The sequence below is a fragment of the Oscillatoria nigro-viridis PCC 7112 genome, assembly GCF_000317475.1.
In the GTDB taxonomy this organism is placed as follows: domain Bacteria; phylum Cyanobacteriota; class Cyanobacteriia; order Cyanobacteriales; family Microcoleaceae; genus Microcoleus; species Microcoleus nigroviridis.
Map to the genome: position 1 here is coordinate 1,058,908 of NC_019729.1, position 16,628 is coordinate 1,075,535.

The following is a 16,628-nucleotide window of genomic DNA, read 5'->3' on the forward strand; positions in this document are numbered from 1 at the left end:
AAATTCACCTATGGATTCAATTACTGTAATTGAATTTAACTACATATTTATTACTACCCTAATAACTAATAACTAATAACTAATGACTAATTAAGCAATTTGCACTTTCCTCAACATAGAATTTACTAAAAGTTTGCTAGCCTCACCAGCCGAGAGGGCAGGGCTGAAATAGTGACCCTGAATTTCTTGACAGTGGAGCGATCGCAAACACTCCAACTGCTCTTTAGTTTCTACTCCTTCGGCTACCACGCTCAAGTTCAAATCTCGCCCCAGCGTCGCTACAGCCTTGGCGATCGCTCGTTCGCACGGATCGGTCGTCATTCCGCTGACAAAGGATTTATCTATTTTTAAGATATTCAAGGGAAACTTTTTGAGATAATTTAGAGAACAATAACCCGTGCCGAAATCGTCCAGGGCAATTTGCACTCCCATATTCTGCAACTCCGTGAGAACTTTTGTGGTATAATCCACATCTTGCATGGCTGTAGTCTCGGTAATTTCTAACTCTAAATACTTGGGTGCTAAACCGCTTTTTTCCAAGCAGTTCGCTACCATTTCTAATAAATTAAATTGCTGGAACTGCCGAGCCGAAACGTTGACTGCTACCCGCAAATCTGGCTGCAAAGCATCCTGCCAAGCTTTATTTTGAGTGCAGGCTGTTTGCAGCACCCATTCCCCAATAGCTACAATTAGTCCGTTCTCTTCGGCGATCGGAATAAATGTAGCGGGAGTAACTAAACCTAATTGTGGATGTTGCCAGCGCAGCAGGGCTTCCATACCCTGAATTTTCCAAGTAGTCAGGTTGACTTTTGGCTGGTAGAAAACCTCAAATTCTCCCTGTTCTAAAGCCTCGTGCAGCCTGTGTTCTATAGTGAGTAACCGGCTGCCTTGGGGATTAATTGTTGAAGTATATAACTGATAGTTATTTCTTCCCATTTCTTTAGCGCGGTACAAGGCAGTATCGGCATTTTTTACTAAATTTTCGGCATCTTCACCATCATCTGGATAAAGGGCAATGCCGATGCTGCTGCTAACATGAAACGGTTGTCCTTCTAGTTTAAATGCTGGCTTTAAATTGTTGAGTATTCTTTGAGCTGTTTTAACTGCATCTTCTAAGCAATTGATATCCGGAAGCAGTATGGTAAATTCGTCGCCTCCCCAGCGGGCAACCGTGTCAGTCGATCGCAAAGTGTCGCTGATGCGTGCGGCAAAACCTTCTAACAGGCGATCGCCCGCAGCGTGACCTAGTGTATCATTAATCTTTTTGAACCTGTCCAAGTCTAAAAACATCACAGCTAGCATTTTTTGGTTTTTTTGAGCTTGTTTTAAGGACGCCAGCAGCCGCTCGTTAAAAAGTATCCGGTTTGGTAAACCGGTGAGTTGGTCATAAACAGCTTGATAGCGAATAATTTCTTCAGCTTGCTTGCGCTGAGTGATATCCATCATCGTACCGATCGCCCTTACTGCTTTGCCACTTTCATTGCGGATGATGTAGCCGCGATCGAGCACAAAAACATATCCCCCGTCTGCACGGTGAAAGCTGTATTCTTCAGACCAACATTCAGCGTCTGAGTTCATTGTTTTGTTGAAGCTTAACATCACTCTTTCCCGTTCTTCGGGATGAATATTTAGCCACCAAGATTCTAATTCTATCGTCTGAGTTTCGTTGAGTTTGTATCCAAAAACTTTTTCAAATTCTTCGCTCAACCAATACTCATTTTTTAACAAATCAAAATCCCATACTGCATCATTTGTCGCCCGCGTCAGCAGGTGAAAGCGTTCTTCGCTTTTGCGTAGTTTTTCTTCAGATTGCACCCGTTTCGTTACATCCCGAAAGCTGAATACTCGACCAGTAATTTTGCCTCCCGTGCGCTGGGGCAGCGAGTAGCGCTCGAAGATTCTGCCATCTGTAAACTCGATGATATCGTAACTTTCTGCTGTGGGGCGATCGGACAATTCTTTAGTGCGGTTGAGAAATATTTCCGGGTATTTTAACTGGTTGATTCCAAACCCCAAAATTTGGTTGTTATCTCTCGAATCAACCTGCAAATCCGGCAACTGCCACATTTCGGCAAATTTACGGTTAAAGCTGACAACTTTTCCTGCACTGTCAACCGCCAGAATACCGTCAGCAGTAGATTCAATGGTTGCTTGAAGCAACGAAAGAGATGTTTCTATTTCTAACTCTGCTAATTTGCGATCGCTGATGTCAAACGCTGTGATTAAAATTGAGGCTTTTTTTTCAAATTTTATAATATCTACCGTTGCTTCAATCCAGCGCATTTCTCCTGTTTTCGTGACTATTATTAATTCATATTTTGACCCTGCAGTTGAGCGGGCGTGGCTGGATTTACCCCATTTTTTAACTATTTCTATAAAATCTCGATGAATTAAGTCGTATAAATCCAATGCTAGTAATTCTTCGCGAGTATATCCTGTCAGAGCTTCTGTCTGAGCATTGGCATAGCGCAACTGTCTGCGGTGATAAATAAACGCCACAGCATTAACAGTTTCTATCAGTTGGCGAAACTTTTTTTCACTGCGCCGCAAATTTCTTTCAGCCCGCTTGCTATCAGTAATATCTTGTGCTATGTATAACTTGCCTCTGACCTTGCCTTGACCGTCGCGAATAATTGAAATAGAAAGCTGTACAATTATTTTTTTTCGGTGTTTAGAAAGGTAGACTTTTTCGACGTTGCGGACAGCACCTTCTGCTGTTAAACTTGCTAACTCTAACTCCGGGGCTGTTGATTCACTTTTCTTAAAAAGTCCGGCTATTGGTTTGCCTAACAACTCTTGTTTAGAGTATCCCAAAAGTTGACAGGTAGCTTGGTTTAACGACAGGATATGACCGCCCGGGGTGGTCGCAATTATCGAGACGTTCATTTCCTCGCAAATATCCAGGGCATATTCGGCAGTTTGCTGCCAATCTTGGGTCATTTGGGCAATAGTATGCCAGATATCCTGTTCTTTTTTTGGGTACAACATTTTTTCTCCTTTTGGTAGGTTGTCATTGTCTGTTTCAGACTTGGGCTTGATTAACCTCATCATTTTGGATAAGCTATTTACTGTCTTCGCCCCGCTCAATAATGAGATTAATAAATAAATAAAAACCAGATAAAAACAGATTATTTTCAACCTAATAGTAGGTTCTTTTTTAGGATTTTCCTGAGATTGTATATAATTAGAAATCGGAAATTTTACTGGTTGAATTCGGGATAATTTATCCAAAAATAATGTGGCGCTTGCAGAAGTAAGGGGGCGAGATGCCGATCGCAAATAGCTATGTTTCTGAGACCCAATCAAAATCCCTTCTACAGGGCGAGTGCCATGCCCCTCTCCTAGACTTGTCGGTAATATTTTTGGATTAATGCCACATTCCACACCAAAAATAGCAACCGCGAAATATCCCAACATGAATTTAAAAATAATTTGCATTTGCTCTATTTCCTAATTTTAAATAAATGTTTTGAGAAACCATAAATTTAAAAAGCTATAGCATAAATCTCTCAGCCATTGGAAAACCCAGCCACCATTAATTTATGTGGATTTGTCAATTAAATTTGACCAAGCTAATAACTTAGCTTTCTAACTAATTACAATTTAAATCTTAATTTAAAATGTGTCATCAGCCATTGTGCCACAAATTATCCGCCATTCTGCCTAGACACCGGGTGGAAGCGCGCTAAAATTAGATAATTCCCGCAAGGAGGCGACCGGGATTTGTTATAAAAATAAACAATTAGCTTAAAATCGATGCAGAGGTCCACTAATTGAACCCATGAGTCAGACCATCCCAGAACTCCAAAAAGAAGTCCGCGCGCTGCAAGCAGAAGTTACCGCCCTGCAAGAGTCGCGGGACAAACTTGGCCTACAGCGCTCTGAGTGCCGAGTGGCAGTCAGTTTTCCCAAAAATAATACTCCTGAAGCCATTGCCGAGTTCCACCAGCAAACTGCTGCTTTTGGGGAGCAGTGGTTGCAGCAAATCCAGGAAATTGACCGAGAGACTAAAAATATTGAAAAGCAACTGCAGCCAAAACAGGCTTTACTCAATTACAAACAAGGTGAACTAGAAAAATTGCTGGCCGGAGAGCACTGGCAAGAAGTAGAAAACAAAGTTCAAACCGGGGAAAAGCGCTTGCAAGCACAAGCTCGCCGAATCAATCAAGCAGCAGCGCAGCTAGAGGTAGAAATCCAAGCTTTAAAAGCACTGTACGACCAACTAAATCCGAGTTATTCCGAGTGGTTTCAACAACCAACTCAAATAGTCAAATTTTCGGCAACAACTATTCCTTACGCTGTCCCCAGCAGCAGCGGGTTGATATTGGAGAATAAGGAGATTGAGTGGGAAAAAAAGTAGTTTTTGCTTGTTAATTTTTAAGGTAAATTAGTGATTTGAATGTCGCCGTCGAACGATCCAATAAGCAAGAGAGATTCGACGGCAACATTTCAAGGCTTTTACCTGCTTTTCCAGATAAAAAATACAAAACTGCCTCTGGCGCAGCTAATTTTAAGATTTTTGAGTTTCATTTTTTGAAACAGGTTTATTTTTAACTCTGGTGTCTACCTAAAATCTAAAATATAACAGTTCTGGACGCATCAACCGGTTTGTACGAAAAGACTTTGTTGCAGCCCTCGCTTCCGCTAAAAAACCCGGTTGATGAGAGTGAGGAGTGCGTAAGCCCTGTCTAAAATCTCAAATAGACTTACTGATGAAACAATTGATTTGGATAGCGCTATTTATTCTGGTTGCGGTGGTGGCTGTCGGCTGGGGTTCTGACTCGTGGCAGCGGTTGTCGGCTGTACCAGAAGTTTGGATCGATCGCAATATCCACACTTCCGAAAACCCTTCTCCCTTACCGCTTCCTGCTGAAAAAAATGCAGTTTATCTGCCCGAAATTGACCCGTCCCGGTTGTGGAAACACGTCGAGACTTTAGCAGGAGAACGCGAGGGAGAACGATCTCGCTCTTTTACTAGAGACTACATTTCCAAACAACTGCAAACATTAGGATTTTCCGCAGAGTTGCAGCAGTTCGATCGAGGAATCAACGTCTTCGCTGAGAGAAAAGGTACTGACTCAAACGCCGGTGCAATTTTAGTGGCAGCCCACTACGATACTGTACCCAACTCGCCCGGGGCTGACGACAATGCGACGGGAGTTGCGGTAGTTTTAGAAGTAGCAAGATTGCTGGGTTCTAGTGCCACACCTCGGACACTGCAAGTAGCTTTTTTCGACAGGGAAGAAATCGGACTTTTAGGCAGTTTAGCATTCACCGGTAGCGACGCGCGGTTAAAAAATTTGCAGGGTGCGATCGTCCTGGATATGGTAGGTTATGCCTGCCGCACGCCCGGATGCCAGCAATATCCCGAAGGATTGACAGCGCAACCTTTTCTAGAAGCATCGGGGGTAAAATCTCCGGATAAAGGCGAGTTTATCGCTGTGATTGGCGATGCGGAACATCCGCTGCTGTTGAAAAGTTTTGCGGAGTCGGGAAAAGCCGATTTACCTGCGGTGGTGGCGCTGCCGGTTCCCCTGAAAGGGTTGCTGACTCCCGATGTTTTGCGGAGCGACCACGCCCCTTTTTGGTATAAAGGAATTGGTGCTGTGTTGGTGACGGATACTGCAAATTTGCGATCGCCCCACTATCACCAATCTAGCGATACATTAGCAACTATCGATCGACCTTTTTTCGCCGGTTCTGCTCAAATTGTTGTTAATGCCGTGGCTAAATTATTGGAAATTCAATAATGGGAAATTGGGAATTGAACATGGGGTATTGGGAATTGGGGATGGGGCATCGCGCAATTGATACTGCCAACTGCCAACTGACTACTGACTACTGCCAACTGCCAACTAATAACTAATAACTAATAACTAATGACTAATGACTAATGACTAATGACTAATAACTAATAACTAATGACTAACAAAGAAAGCCTGCGACGGCATTTACTGCAACTAGATAATCGAGGCTACAAAGCCTACAAAGACATTCAAGGTAACTACGACTTTTCAGAATTCAGATTAATTATTGATTACGTGCAGGGAGATCCGTTTGCTTCTCCCAGTAAATTTAGAGTCAGAGTTCCGCCAAACATAGCTCAAATTCCCCGCGAACTTTTCAACTCTCGCAGTCGAGAAATAGCCTTGCGAGATTACCTAACTCGCCAGTTTGACAAAGCCGCACACAGCATCAGCAGCAAACGCGGCACAGGAAAAAGCGGTTTGATTGCAGTGACTCGCTTGGGACAAGAAGTTTTAGAGCGAACTTCCGCATTTATTACCCCCCCAACCCCCCCTTACCAAGGGGGGGAGAAAATCTCTATATCCCCCCCTTACCAAGGAGGGGAGAAAATCTCTATATCCCCCCCTTACCAAGGGGGGGAGAAAATCTCTATATTCCCCCCTTACCAAGGAGGGGAGAAAATCTCTATATCCCCCCCTTACCAAGGGGGGGAATTAGGGGGGGTAGAACTGCGATTTATCGTCGGACTTCCAGCGGGAGGGCGCAGTATCTTAGGGCGACAAGCTGCTGAAATGCTGTGCGAAGATATCCCGCAAATTGTCAGTCAATCTCTGGAGTATGCTAACTTAAATGCTGCGGAATGTCGCCGTCACGTTGAAACTGTAGAAGATGCTGACTGGCTGCGGCAGCAGTTAGCTGAAAACGGATTAGTTGCGTTTGTTGCTGACGGTTCTATTTTGCCCCGCCGCACTGGTGTTGACAACAGTCCTTTGTTAAATAATGCTGTGGCTTTTCAGTCGCCGCCGTCGTTAAAAGTTGAGTTTAATTGTCCGAATCGCGGTAGGATTTCCGGTATGGGTATTCCCGCTGGCATTACTTTGATTGTTGGGGGCGGCTATCACGGCAAATCAACTTTACTCAGGGCGATCGAGTTGGGAGTCTACAACCGAATTCCGGGAGACGGTCGGGAATTTGTGGTTACTAATCCGGCGGCGGTTAAAATTAGGGCGGAAGATGGCAGAAGTGTGGCGGGGGTTGATATTTCGCCTTTTATTAACCACTTGCCGCAAGGTAGAGATACTGCACAATTTTATACTGAAAATGCGAGCGGCAGTACATCGCAAGCTGCTAATATTATTGAGGCTTTGGAAGTGGAAAGAATGCCTGTTTTATTGGTGGATGAGGATACGGCGGCGACGAATTTCATGATTCGCGATCGCCGAATGCAGGAACTCATCGCTAAGGATAAGGAACCGATTACGCCGTTTATTGATAAAGTGAGACAATTGTATGCGGATTATGGCGTATCGACTATTTTAGTAATGGGCGGAAGCGGCGATTATTTTGATGTGGCAGATACTGTGATTGCACTGGATAATTTTCAAGCATATAATGTGACGAAAAAAGCTAAAGAAATTGCTAAGAATTACTCGATTAGCCGCGCTGCTGAAGGGGGAGAAAATTTTGGTAAGATTACTCAAAGAGTGCCGGTTCCTGCTAGTTTAGATCCGAGTCGGGGACGGCGAAATGTGCGGGTGAAGGTGCGGGATGTTGATGAATTGGCTTTCGGAACAGAGGAGATTGATTTGGGTGCAGTTGAGCAAATTGTGGACAGCGGACAGTTAAGGGCGATCGCTGCGGCAATGGTTTATGCTAAGCAGCAATACATGGACGGGAAACGCACTTTGTCGGAAATCATAGATTTGGTGATGGCAGATATTGACGCGCGGGGGATGGATATTTTATCGCCTTTTCCTGAAGGGGATTTTGCCATGTTTCGAGGGTTAGAATTGGCGGCGGCAATTAATCGGCTTCGCAGTTTGTCGGTTGTTGCTAAGTAGACTTGCTTAATATAAGTATTGTTGTCCTACTTTTGATATGCTGACAAAAGTGAGTGCAAAAACCGCGATTGAAGTATGACAGGCAATATAGGACAACTGACTGCTTTAAGCGATCGACCGTATATAGTATTAAGCAATCAAGGGGAGGTTTTACAGTTAGAGTTAAAACAGCAGCAGCACGTATTGGGGCGCGATCGCACTCGTGCTGATTTAGTCATTCCCGAAGCTTGGCGGGCAGTTTCCAATATTCACGCTGTTTTGCGCCAAATTGGGGATAATTACTGGATTTACGACGGTGACGGGCAGCGGCCGAGCACTAATGGCTTATTTGTCGATCGCACTCGCATCACTCCCAATGACGGTTATTGTCTGAAAGACGGTACAGAAATTAAAATCGGTCTCGATCCTCAAAATCAAGTTTTGCTGACTTATTTTAATCCGCTAGCGAATCAGGTTGCTGTCCCTAGCAAGCAGTCAATTCTTCTTAAGAATCGGTCGGTTTTGTTGGGCCGCGATCCAAACGCTTCGCTGCAATTAGATGCGCCGCTTGTTTCTAGACGCCACGCCACAATCGACCAAGACAGTCGCGGTAATTATATTTTGCGAGACTACAGCGTTAACGGGGTTTTTGTTAACGGTCAGCGAGTGACAAATTCTGTACAGTTGTCCGAGGGAGATGCAATTCGGATCGGCCCGTTTACTCTAACTTACCGCAGCGGTGAGTTGCAGATGCAAGACTCCGGCCATCAAATTCGTTTGGATGCTGACAGTCTGGTGATTCCGAAGCGTTTGGATAACATCACTTTGGCGATCGAACCGGGGCAGTTTGTGGCTTTAGTCGGCGGTAGCGGTGCGGGTAAATCTACTTTAATGCGGACGCTTTTAGGCATCGAAAAAACTACTAACGGCGCTGTGTTTCTCAACGGTGACAACCTGCGCCAAAACTTCAATATTTACCGCAATCAAATCGGTTACGTGCCTCAAGATGATATTGTACACGCAGATTTGACAGTACAAGAAGTCTTGAGTTATGCAGCTAAATTGCGCTTACCTCCCGATACAGATGTCAATCAGGTAGTTGCCAAAACTTTAGAAGATATTGAAATGACTCACCGCCGCAAGGCTTTGGTAAAACAGCTTAGCGGCGGACAGCGGAAACGGGTCAGTATCGGAGTCGAACTGTTAGCAGACCCGAAACTTTTCTTTTTAGACGAACCGACTTCAGGACTCGATCCGGGTTTGGATAAGAAGATGATGCAACTGCTGCGAAAGTTGGCAAATCAAGGCCGGACGGTGATTCTGGTGACTCACGCGACGGCAAATATCACGATGTGCGATCGGATTGTTTTTATGGGTCGCGGCGGACGCCTTTGTTACTTCGGCCCGCCTGCGGAAGCGCTCGATTTTTTCGATGTCAAAACGGGCGATTTTGCAGACATTTACAACGAATTAGAAACAGGAGAAACCAACGTTCAAAGCTGGGCAGAAAAGTTTAATAAATCTCCCTACTATCAGCGCTATATTGTCAACCACTTCAGCACAGGCAACGCTAATCGAAAAACGCCTTCCGCACCTTCTGTACCCAAATCTCAATCTTTTGTAAAACAACTCGTTTTGCTTGCCCAGCGCTATTTTCAGCTTATTTCCCGCGACGTAGTTAACTTGAGTTTAGCTCTTTTGACAGCGCCGATAGGCATTAGTTTGCTGCGGCTAGCCGTCAGAGATAAAGACCCGTTAATTGGCGCACCGGAGGCAACTTTAGCACCTTTGGCGTTGCGAGTTTTGTTTGTATTTACCTGTGCGGCGATTTGGGTAGGACTGGCAACTTCTCTGCAAGAAATTGTTAAAGAATCTGCTATTTATCTGCGCGAACGTTTGGTTAATTTAGGATTGTTTGCTTATTTGGGTTCAAAGTTTTTCATACTTTCTGGTTTGGCAGTATTGCAAACGCTGTTAATGGTAGGAGTTATTCTGAGTGCGTTTAAATCCCCAGAACCGAGTTTTATTTCCTGGCCTGTGGGAGCAAGTATTACCACATTCCTAACTTTGATGAGCTGCATAAGTCTCGGATTACTCGTTTCCGCAATTGTTAAAAATGGCTCTCAAGCTAACAGCGCTTTGCCTCTATTATTGCTGCCTCAGATTATTTTTTCGGGAGTTTTGTTTAAGATGGAAGGTGCGGCGAGCAAGTTTTCTTGGCTGATGTTAAGCCGCTGGTCTGTGGGTGCTTACGGGTCTTTAGTTAATGTGAATGGGATGGTTCCCGCGCCTACTGCATTACCGGACGGGAGTACGCTTCCTCTGCCGTTTGAGCCTACTCCTGTTTACGATCCAACATGGGAGAATTTGGGTTTGAACTGGGGTATTTTGTTCGTGCATATTTTCGTTTATTTGATGTTGACTCTGTGGTTGCAGAAGCGGAAGGATATTTTATAATTAAAATTACGCCTTTTTCACTCATAGTTCATTATAAAATCAGATCGTAGGAGAGATAAGTGTTAGTTAAAACCAACGCAGTAGTAGAAATTGCTGCATCGCCTGAAGTAGTCTTTGATTTTGTTACGTCCCTGTCAAATCTGCCCAAAGTCTTTCGCGGATATGGCCCAATTCCAGCAATTATTAAAGCTGAGATGGCAGATGGTGGAGAGATGCGTGAAGGCGGCGTGCGGCGGATAGAAAATTCCGACGCTTCGGTTATTGATGAAGAAATCATTACTTTCAAAAAGCCAGAAAGACAAACCTACCGACTGGTTAGAGGGTTTAAGTTTCCGATTTCTCTACTCATTGAGTCTGGTGGCGGAGATTGGAATTTCACTCCTACAGCAAAGGGAACTCGGATTGATTGGGAGTTTTATTTTATGCTGACTTCTCCGGTATTCTATCCGCTTGGGTTGTTGCTAGTTCAGGTTTTTATGCAAAAAGCTATGCAGCAGTGTTTAGATAATATTCAAGAATATTTGGCTAACCCAAGCGAATTGATTGTATGAATTATTGGCTAATGAAGTCGGAACCAGATGTTTACAGTCTTGCGGATTTGAAGGGCGATCGCACTTCGATTTGGGATGGCGTTCGCAACTATCAAGCGCGCAATTTTATGCGAGAAATGAGTCGGGGAGATTTAGTATTTTTTTACCATTCTAATACTAAATTTCCGGGTATTGTCGGGTTAGTGCGCGTCGTTGAAACTGGAATTGCTGACCCAACTCAGTTCGATGTTAATAGCGAATATTATGATGCTAAATCGCAGTTTGATGCGCCTCGCTGGCAAACTGTGAAAGTTGAGTTTGTTGAGGAGTTTGCTAAGTTAATATCTTTGGATGAACTGAAACAAAAGTTTAGTGCTGATGAGATTTTGGTGGTGAGGAAAGGCAATCGGTTATCGGTGATGCCGGTGTCTGAAAGTGCAGCCCAGAAGATTTTGAAGATGAGATAAACTGTGGCAATTTAACCTGCATATTTGGGGCGGGCAAGATGCCCACCCCACAAAAATTTAAAGACTTTAGGAAAATGAGCTGTAAGGGTATTGGCATCTTGCCTGATGAAGGCTATTTTAGATTAAGTTGCGGTTGTGCTTAGTCATATGATTCGCGGAAATTTGAGTGAAGCCAGCAATCAGGATTTGGGCGGGGAAGATGCCCACCCCACAGGTCAATATCAGCTTTTGGTGGGACAGGCTTCTAGTCTGCAACTTAAAGTCAGAGATGCTCAATTAAAAGTTATAGTCATTTCAAATAAGTATGAGACACTCTTTCTGCACAATAAGCACGAATAACTTCATCAAGAGATGTGCCAGGAGACGCATACATTTTAGCTCTCTTTAATGCACTAAAATCATGCTCAATATCATTTAAGTCAGGAGAGTATTTTGGTAAAAAAAGTATCTGATGGCCTGCTTCCTCCACCAGGAGCCTAATTGCTGTCTTACGATGAATCGGTGCATTATCCATGATTAATATTGATGGTATTGTTAAAGATGGCAATAAATATAAAGCTAACCACCCTTCAAAACTTTCTGCATTCAAGCTCCCTGTAAAGACCATAGGTGCAATCAAGTCCTTGTTGCCTTTTCTTCTTCCTGCTACTAAATTTTCTCTTTTTCCGCGTTTTCCTTGTCTCTCCCCATATACTTTTCTCCCTTTTTTTGACCACGCATAAACACAAGCATGAAACTCTTCAAACCCTGACTCATCAATAAATACAAGGCTTTTACTCCCATGAACTTTAATTAAAGTTCTCAGTGTTTGGTAGTATTGTATTCTTTCTTCTCTATTCCTTTCTCTATAACGAAATTCTTTTTTTTATCGTAATTTTCATTTTCTTTAAGGCATAGCATATGGCACTCGCTCTCACCCCGAATTTCCTTGCTCTTTCTATTAATCTTGCTTCGGGATTTTCTTCTACATCTTTTCTGAGCATTTCCCAGTCTATCTTTCGCTCACGGTGTTCTACCTTAGTGGCTCGAAGGTCTTCCCTCCCTAGCCATCTGTATATTGTTGCTCTTCCTACTTTAAACAGGGCGGCGGCTTTGGTTATACCCCCTCCATTTTCCACATAATCCACTACTCTTTTTCTTAAATCTAGACTGTATGCCATTTTTCGGCTCCGAGTTAACAATTTTTCTTGATTTTACATCATCTTGCATTTGTCTCACATTTATTTGAAATGACTATACTTACAGAAATTTACCTCATTGGGAGTTAGAAGGAGCGGTCTATTTCATCACTTTTAATACTTGGGAAAAGCTGGAATTAACTCCGGCTGCGAGGCAAGTTGTCGTCAATGCTTGCAAGTTTTTTGATAGGCAAAGGTATCAAATATTTTGCTTGGTTGTAATGCCCGATCATGTACATATGCTAATGCAGCCTTTAGAAAAGTCGGATCATAAATTCTGGTCGCTCAGCAGCATTCTGCACAGTATTAAAAGCTACAGTTCTAAACAAATTCCCAAGGTGATGAAGCATATTGGTACTGTTTGGCAGGATGAGCGACATGACCACATTGTCAGAGATGAACGAGAATTTCAGGTTTTTTGGGAATATATTAGGCAAAATCCTGTCAAAGCTGGTCTGTCAGTGACTCCAGAGGAATATCCTTTTTTCTGGCAAATGTATGAAGTTTAGCCTATGCTGAATTTCTTGTGGGGTGGGCTCTTCTAGCCTTCCCAAGCTTCAGTCACAGGCAAGATGCCTGTGCCACAAGGATTTCACAGGCAAGATGCCTGTGCCACAAGGATTTCACAGGCAAGATGCCTGTGCCACAAGGATTTCACAGGCAAGATGCCTGTGCCACAAGGATTTCACAGGCAAGATGCCTGTGCCACAATAATTCTTGTGGGGTGGGCTTCTAGCCCGCCCAAGCTTCAGTCACAGGCAAGATGCCTGGCCACAAGGATTTCACAGGCAAGATGCCTGTGCCACAAGGATTTCACAGGCAAGATGCCTGTGCCACAATAATTCTTGTGGGGTGGGCTTCTAGCCCGCCCAAAGTATTTAAAATTCTCCTAAAGACCGGCCGCACAAACTGCGGCTCCAATTAACCCTACATTATCATTCAAAACAAGACGAACAGGCATCATTTCTAACAGCGAATCCATCCGGCCTTTGTGGGTAAAAGCTCGCATAAAACCCCCTTCTAGCATCAGCGGCAAAATTTTAGCAGCGATGCCGCCAGCTACGTACAAACCGCCGTAAGGTAACAGTGTCACAGCCAGATTTCCCGCCACTGCACCGTAAGCTTCTACAAACATTTGCATTGTTTGTTCCGAAAGCCGATCGCACTTTTTGAGTGCCGCCTGTGCAATTGTCGCCCCCGGATCGACACTCTTCTCGCTTTTACCGATTTCTGACTCCCATTGTTTGATAACTTCCCCTACCTCCGGCGATTCAGGAGCAAACTTTCTGTCCCGCAAAAACTGGTAAATTGAAACAATCCCTTGTCCCGAAACTACACGCTCGATCGATATTCTTTGAATGTCGTGTTTTGCTAACAAATATTTCAGCAATTCAAACTCCAACTCCGAACGAGGAGCAAAGTCACCGTGTCCCCCTTCCGAAGAAAAAACCTTGATGCCATTTGCCTCGGGAATTGCAAAACAATTTCCCAAACCAGTCCCCGCACCAATCACAGCAATTGGATCGTGTTGGCGGGGTTTTCCGACTTGCAAAATGTGCAAATCTTTAGCATCCAAACCCCACACGCCGTAGCCAACCGCAACAAAATCATTAATTAAACTGACGCGGGATATTCCTAATTCTTGTTCCAGACGCTTCGCATCCAGCATCCAAGGCAAATTAGTCAGTTTTGCAGTGTTGTTAACCACCGGGCCTGCGATCGCAAAACAAGCTTTTTCAGGTTGTGGTGTCAAATTTAACTTAGTACCAGCTTCCGTCAAAAACTGCTGCACCATCGGTACTAAATCGGGAAACTCCCCGCTCGGATAGCGAAACTCGTAAAGAGGGTTCATTTCACCGTTAACAGTCCTTTCTACTAAGCGCAAAATTGTCTTAGTTCCGCCAATATCGCCCGCTAATAATAATGCCATAAATCTCCTATTTAATTAGTAGTTGTCTTGATTTTGTTGCCGAATAACCCACCTAGTTTATAGCAATGATAGGCAGATTGGTGAACTCTTTTTTTTAACGAACCGCAGAGGTACTCTTGACGCAGAGAAAGAGAACAGACAGAGAAAGAGAGATTCTCTTAATGGCTTGAATTTGCGATATTACCAAATGATTGATAACACTACTAATTTAAACACCCACAGTATTAATTGCCAACCAAGCCCGCAGCACCTCAGCCACAGTCCAAGCTTGAGCCGTGCAGCCCCGCGGCGAGTGGGGGGCGTCGCCCTCAAAAATTTCGCCCAGACTGCCAACTCCGCCGGCTCTTATATGATGTGCCATCGGTTCGAGGAATTCGATCGCTTGTGCTGGGTTTTTGTATACGTGCAAGTGCGCCAAGACAAACGGGCCAATCAGCCAGCCCCAAGCTGTGCCCTGGTGGTAGGCGCCGTCGCGCTGCAATTGGTCGCCTCCGTATGCGCCGCGATACTGCGGGTGCTGCGGCGAGAGGCTGCGGAGGCCGACAGAAGTGAGAAGCCCTTCAGCGCAGGCGTCCACCACGCCGCGCTGCTGGATGGGCGTCAGTAACGGTGTATAGCGGGTTTCCTGGCGCCTCCCCGCTGACAAGGAGTTGGCCCAGTGAGGGGGAATCGAGTCGAGGGGCAAGGATACGGCGAATATTTGGTTGGGGCGCAGGGAACTATCGTGTCCGTCTGGGCCGTCGAGAACGTCGTAACAGTAACCGGTTGAGGCGTTCCAGAAGCGAGGAAATCCGGCTGCTGTTCGATCGCCCAATTGCTGGTATTCATTGTGAGGCTTGCCCAGTTTTCGAGCAAAACTTGCCATTGCTTGTATAGCGTTGTACCAAAGCGCGCTGAGTTCGATCGGCTTACCAATCCGGGGCGTCACCACCCAATCGCCGATTTTCGCGTCCATCCAAGTCAGTTGCACACCCTTTTCGCCCGCGTAAATTAAACCGTCATCGGGATCGACGCGGATGTTATACCGAGTTCCCTGTACGTGCCGATCGACAATCTCACATAAAGTAGGCCAGAGTTCGCTCAAAAGTCGATCGTCCCCCGTGGCATCGATATAAGCGCGAATTGCCTCAAAGTACCACAGCGTCGCGTCTGCGGTGTTGTATTCCGGTGCGTCGCCCGCATCCGGGAAGCGGTTCGGCAGCATTCCCAGATCGACATACCGCGCAAATGTCCGCAAAATCGATCGCGCAATTTCCCATCGCCCGGTACAGATTGTGAGACCTGGCAGGGCGATCGTCGTGTCGCGGCCCCAGTCGCTGAACCAGGGATATCCGGCGATAATCGTTTTGCCCTCGGGTTCCTGCGGTAGCGGGCGGCTGACGATAAATTGGTCGGCGGCGAGCACTAAGCGATCGATCCAGTCGGGAGATTCGCTGACTTTTGACCAGTTTTGCAGCAGTTGTCGGTCATAAGTGCGGCGCCCTTCTAAAGCTTTACCGCCGTTGATTTCGAGATTTTTCTCGGTGCTGGCTATCAATGTGAGAGAACTTCCCGGTGCGATCGTCATGTGAAAAGTCGCCGCGTGCAAGTGATCCTCGCAGCAGTCCAATCCGCGCCGCTTTTCTGCTGCCAAGTCAAATCCGTAGTACCAATTGTATAACGGCGTAGAGACGCGAAATTGTGCCTCTGGTTCGGCATCCGTCAGCAGGTACAGGGGTGCAGAGGAGGGAAATGCCGTCACGCAAACCCCGCTTTCCAAGGTTTCTAGGCTCATCTGCCAGTCACCGGCCCTCGTCGTGTGGTGGTAGTCGCGGTAGTTGACTAGGGCTTTGACAGCGAGGGCGATCGGTTGTGAGGCGCGGCGGGTGCGGTATTGAATATATGTTGTGTTAGCACCTTGCTGCATCCAAATCCGCTTTTCCAGGATAGCGTCGGCGAGAGCAAACCTCCAAACAGGCGTCGTGCCTTCTAGGTGAAAGCTTTCGACGTATTTGTAGCCGTGGGGTTCCATCGTCGCGTCGGCCCAGCGGTTTGTATAAAGCGGATAGGGGCGATCGCGATACACCGCCGTCTCGTCCAGCTTGGCGAGCATCAAAGTGCGTCCCAGCGGGGGTTTGAGGGCGGCTACCAGCAAGCCGTGATAGCGGCGGGTGAGGAGATTTGCGATCGTCCCGCTAGCGTAACCGCCGATCCCGTTGGTGACCAACCACTCGCGAGACTCCGCCGAGTCGAGATTGCAGCAGATTTCCCGTCCAAAAGCCATAACCATAAAATCCACA

Annotated in this window: 9 protein-coding genes and 2 pseudogenes; 7 read left to right on the plus strand and 4 right to left on the minus strand. The window is 45.5% G+C overall.

Annotated elements, in window-relative coordinates; genetic code table 11:
- Nucleotides 1-90: 90 nt before the first annotated feature.
- Nucleotides 91-3,438, minus strand: coding sequence for a bifunctional diguanylate cyclase/phosphodiesterase (locus OSC7112_RS04655; protein ID WP_015174814.1), 3,348 nt, complete (start codon nt 3,436-3,438; stop codon nt 91-93).
- 343 nt (nt 3,439-3,781) lie between these two features.
- Here OSC7112_RS04655 and OSC7112_RS04660 point away from each other — a divergent pair, with 343 nt between their 5' ends.
- The 6 genes from OSC7112_RS04660 to OSC7112_RS04685 all read left to right on the plus strand — a co-directional run bounded on the left by OSC7112_RS04660 (nt 3,782) and on the right by OSC7112_RS04685 (nt 11,241).
- Nucleotides 3,782-4,360 (plus strand): hypothetical protein, encoded by a 579-nt coding sequence (locus OSC7112_RS04660; protein ID WP_015174815.1) that lies wholly within the window; start codon nt 3,782-3,784, stop codon nt 4,358-4,360.
- A gap of 352 nt (nt 4,361-4,712) precedes the next feature.
- Nucleotides 4,713-5,750: a M20/M25/M40 family metallo-hydrolase gene (locus tag OSC7112_RS04665; protein ID WP_015174816.1), complete on the plus strand. Its 1,038-nt coding sequence runs from the start codon at nt 4,713-4,715 to the stop codon at nt 5,748-5,750.
- A gap of 171 nt (nt 5,751-5,921) precedes the next feature.
- Nucleotides 5,922-7,808, plus strand: coding sequence for an ABC-ATPase domain-containing protein (locus OSC7112_RS04670; protein WP_015174818.1), 1,887 nt, complete (start codon nt 5,922-5,924; stop codon nt 7,806-7,808).
- 75 nt (nt 7,809-7,883) lie between these two features.
- The gene (locus tag OSC7112_RS04675; RefSeq protein ID WP_015174819.1) at nt 7,884-10,244 is read left to right on the plus strand and encodes an FHA domain-containing protein; all 2,361 of its coding nucleotides are present in this window, start codon (nt 7,884-7,886) and stop codon (nt 10,242-10,244) included.
- A 59-nt stretch (nt 10,245-10,303) separates the two neighbouring features.
- A complete protein-coding gene (locus tag OSC7112_RS04680; protein WP_015174820.1) occupies nt 10,304-10,795 on the plus strand; it encodes an SRPBCC family protein in 492 nt (163 codons plus the stop codon).
- The gene (locus tag OSC7112_RS04685; protein WP_015174821.1) at nt 10,792-11,241 is read left to right on the plus strand and encodes an EVE domain-containing protein; all 450 of its coding nucleotides are present in this window, start codon (nt 10,792-10,794) and stop codon (nt 11,239-11,241) included. The genes OSC7112_RS04680 and OSC7112_RS04685 overlap by 4 nt, the downstream gene beginning before the upstream one ends.
- 289 nt (nt 11,242-11,530) lie before the next feature.
- Here the strand turns inward: OSC7112_RS04685 and OSC7112_RS36880 are convergent.
- Nucleotides 11,531-12,401: pseudogene (locus tag OSC7112_RS36880) on the minus strand (IS630 family transposase).
- Nucleotides 12,402-12,508: 107 nt separating this feature from the next.
- Here OSC7112_RS36880 and OSC7112_RS04700 point away from each other — a divergent pair.
- Nucleotides 12,509-12,928: pseudogene (locus OSC7112_RS04700) on the plus strand (REP-associated tyrosine transposase); the annotation flags it as partial.
- A 380-nt stretch (nt 12,929-13,308) separates the two neighbouring features.
- Here the strand turns inward: OSC7112_RS04700 and OSC7112_RS04705 are convergent.
- Nucleotides 13,309-14,349 (minus strand): glucokinase, encoded by a 1,041-nt coding sequence (locus OSC7112_RS04705; protein ID WP_015174823.1) that lies wholly within the window; start codon nt 14,347-14,349, stop codon nt 13,309-13,311.
- 208 nt (nt 14,350-14,557) lie between these two features.
- Nucleotides 14,558-16,618, minus strand: coding sequence for an amylo-alpha-1,6-glucosidase (locus OSC7112_RS04710; RefSeq protein WP_015174824.1), 2,061 nt, complete (start codon nt 16,616-16,618; stop codon nt 14,558-14,560).
- Nucleotides 16,619-16,628: the final 10 nt, after the last annotated feature.

Bases quoted from the DNA above. Each gene is read 5' to 3' on its own strand.
- OSC7112_RS04665 (WP_015174816.1), top strand. From the start codon at position 4,713: ATGAAACAATTGATTTGGATAGCGCTATTTATTCTGGTTGCGGTGGTG.
- OSC7112_RS04655 (WP_015174814.1), bottom strand. From the start codon at position 3,438: ATGCAAATTATTTTTAAATTCATGTTGGGATATTTCGCGGTTGCTATT.
- OSC7112_RS04660 (WP_015174815.1), top strand. From the start codon at position 3,782: ATGAGTCAGACCATCCCAGAACTCCAAAAAGAAGTCCGCGCGCTGCAA.
- OSC7112_RS04710 (WP_015174824.1), bottom strand. From the start codon at position 16,618: ATGGTTATGGCTTTTGGACGGGAAATCTGCTGCAATCTCGACTCGGCG.
- OSC7112_RS04675 (WP_015174819.1), top strand. From the start codon at position 7,884: ATGACAGGCAATATAGGACAACTGACTGCTTTAAGCGATCGACCGTAT.
- OSC7112_RS04670 (WP_015174818.1), top strand. From the start codon at position 5,922: ATGACTAACAAAGAAAGCCTGCGACGGCATTTACTGCAACTAGATAAT.
- OSC7112_RS04705 (WP_015174823.1), bottom strand. From the start codon at position 14,349: ATGGCATTATTATTAGCGGGCGATATTGGCGGAACTAAGACAATTTTG.
- OSC7112_RS04685 (WP_015174821.1), top strand. From the start codon at position 10,792: ATGAATTATTGGCTAATGAAGTCGGAACCAGATGTTTACAGTCTTGCG.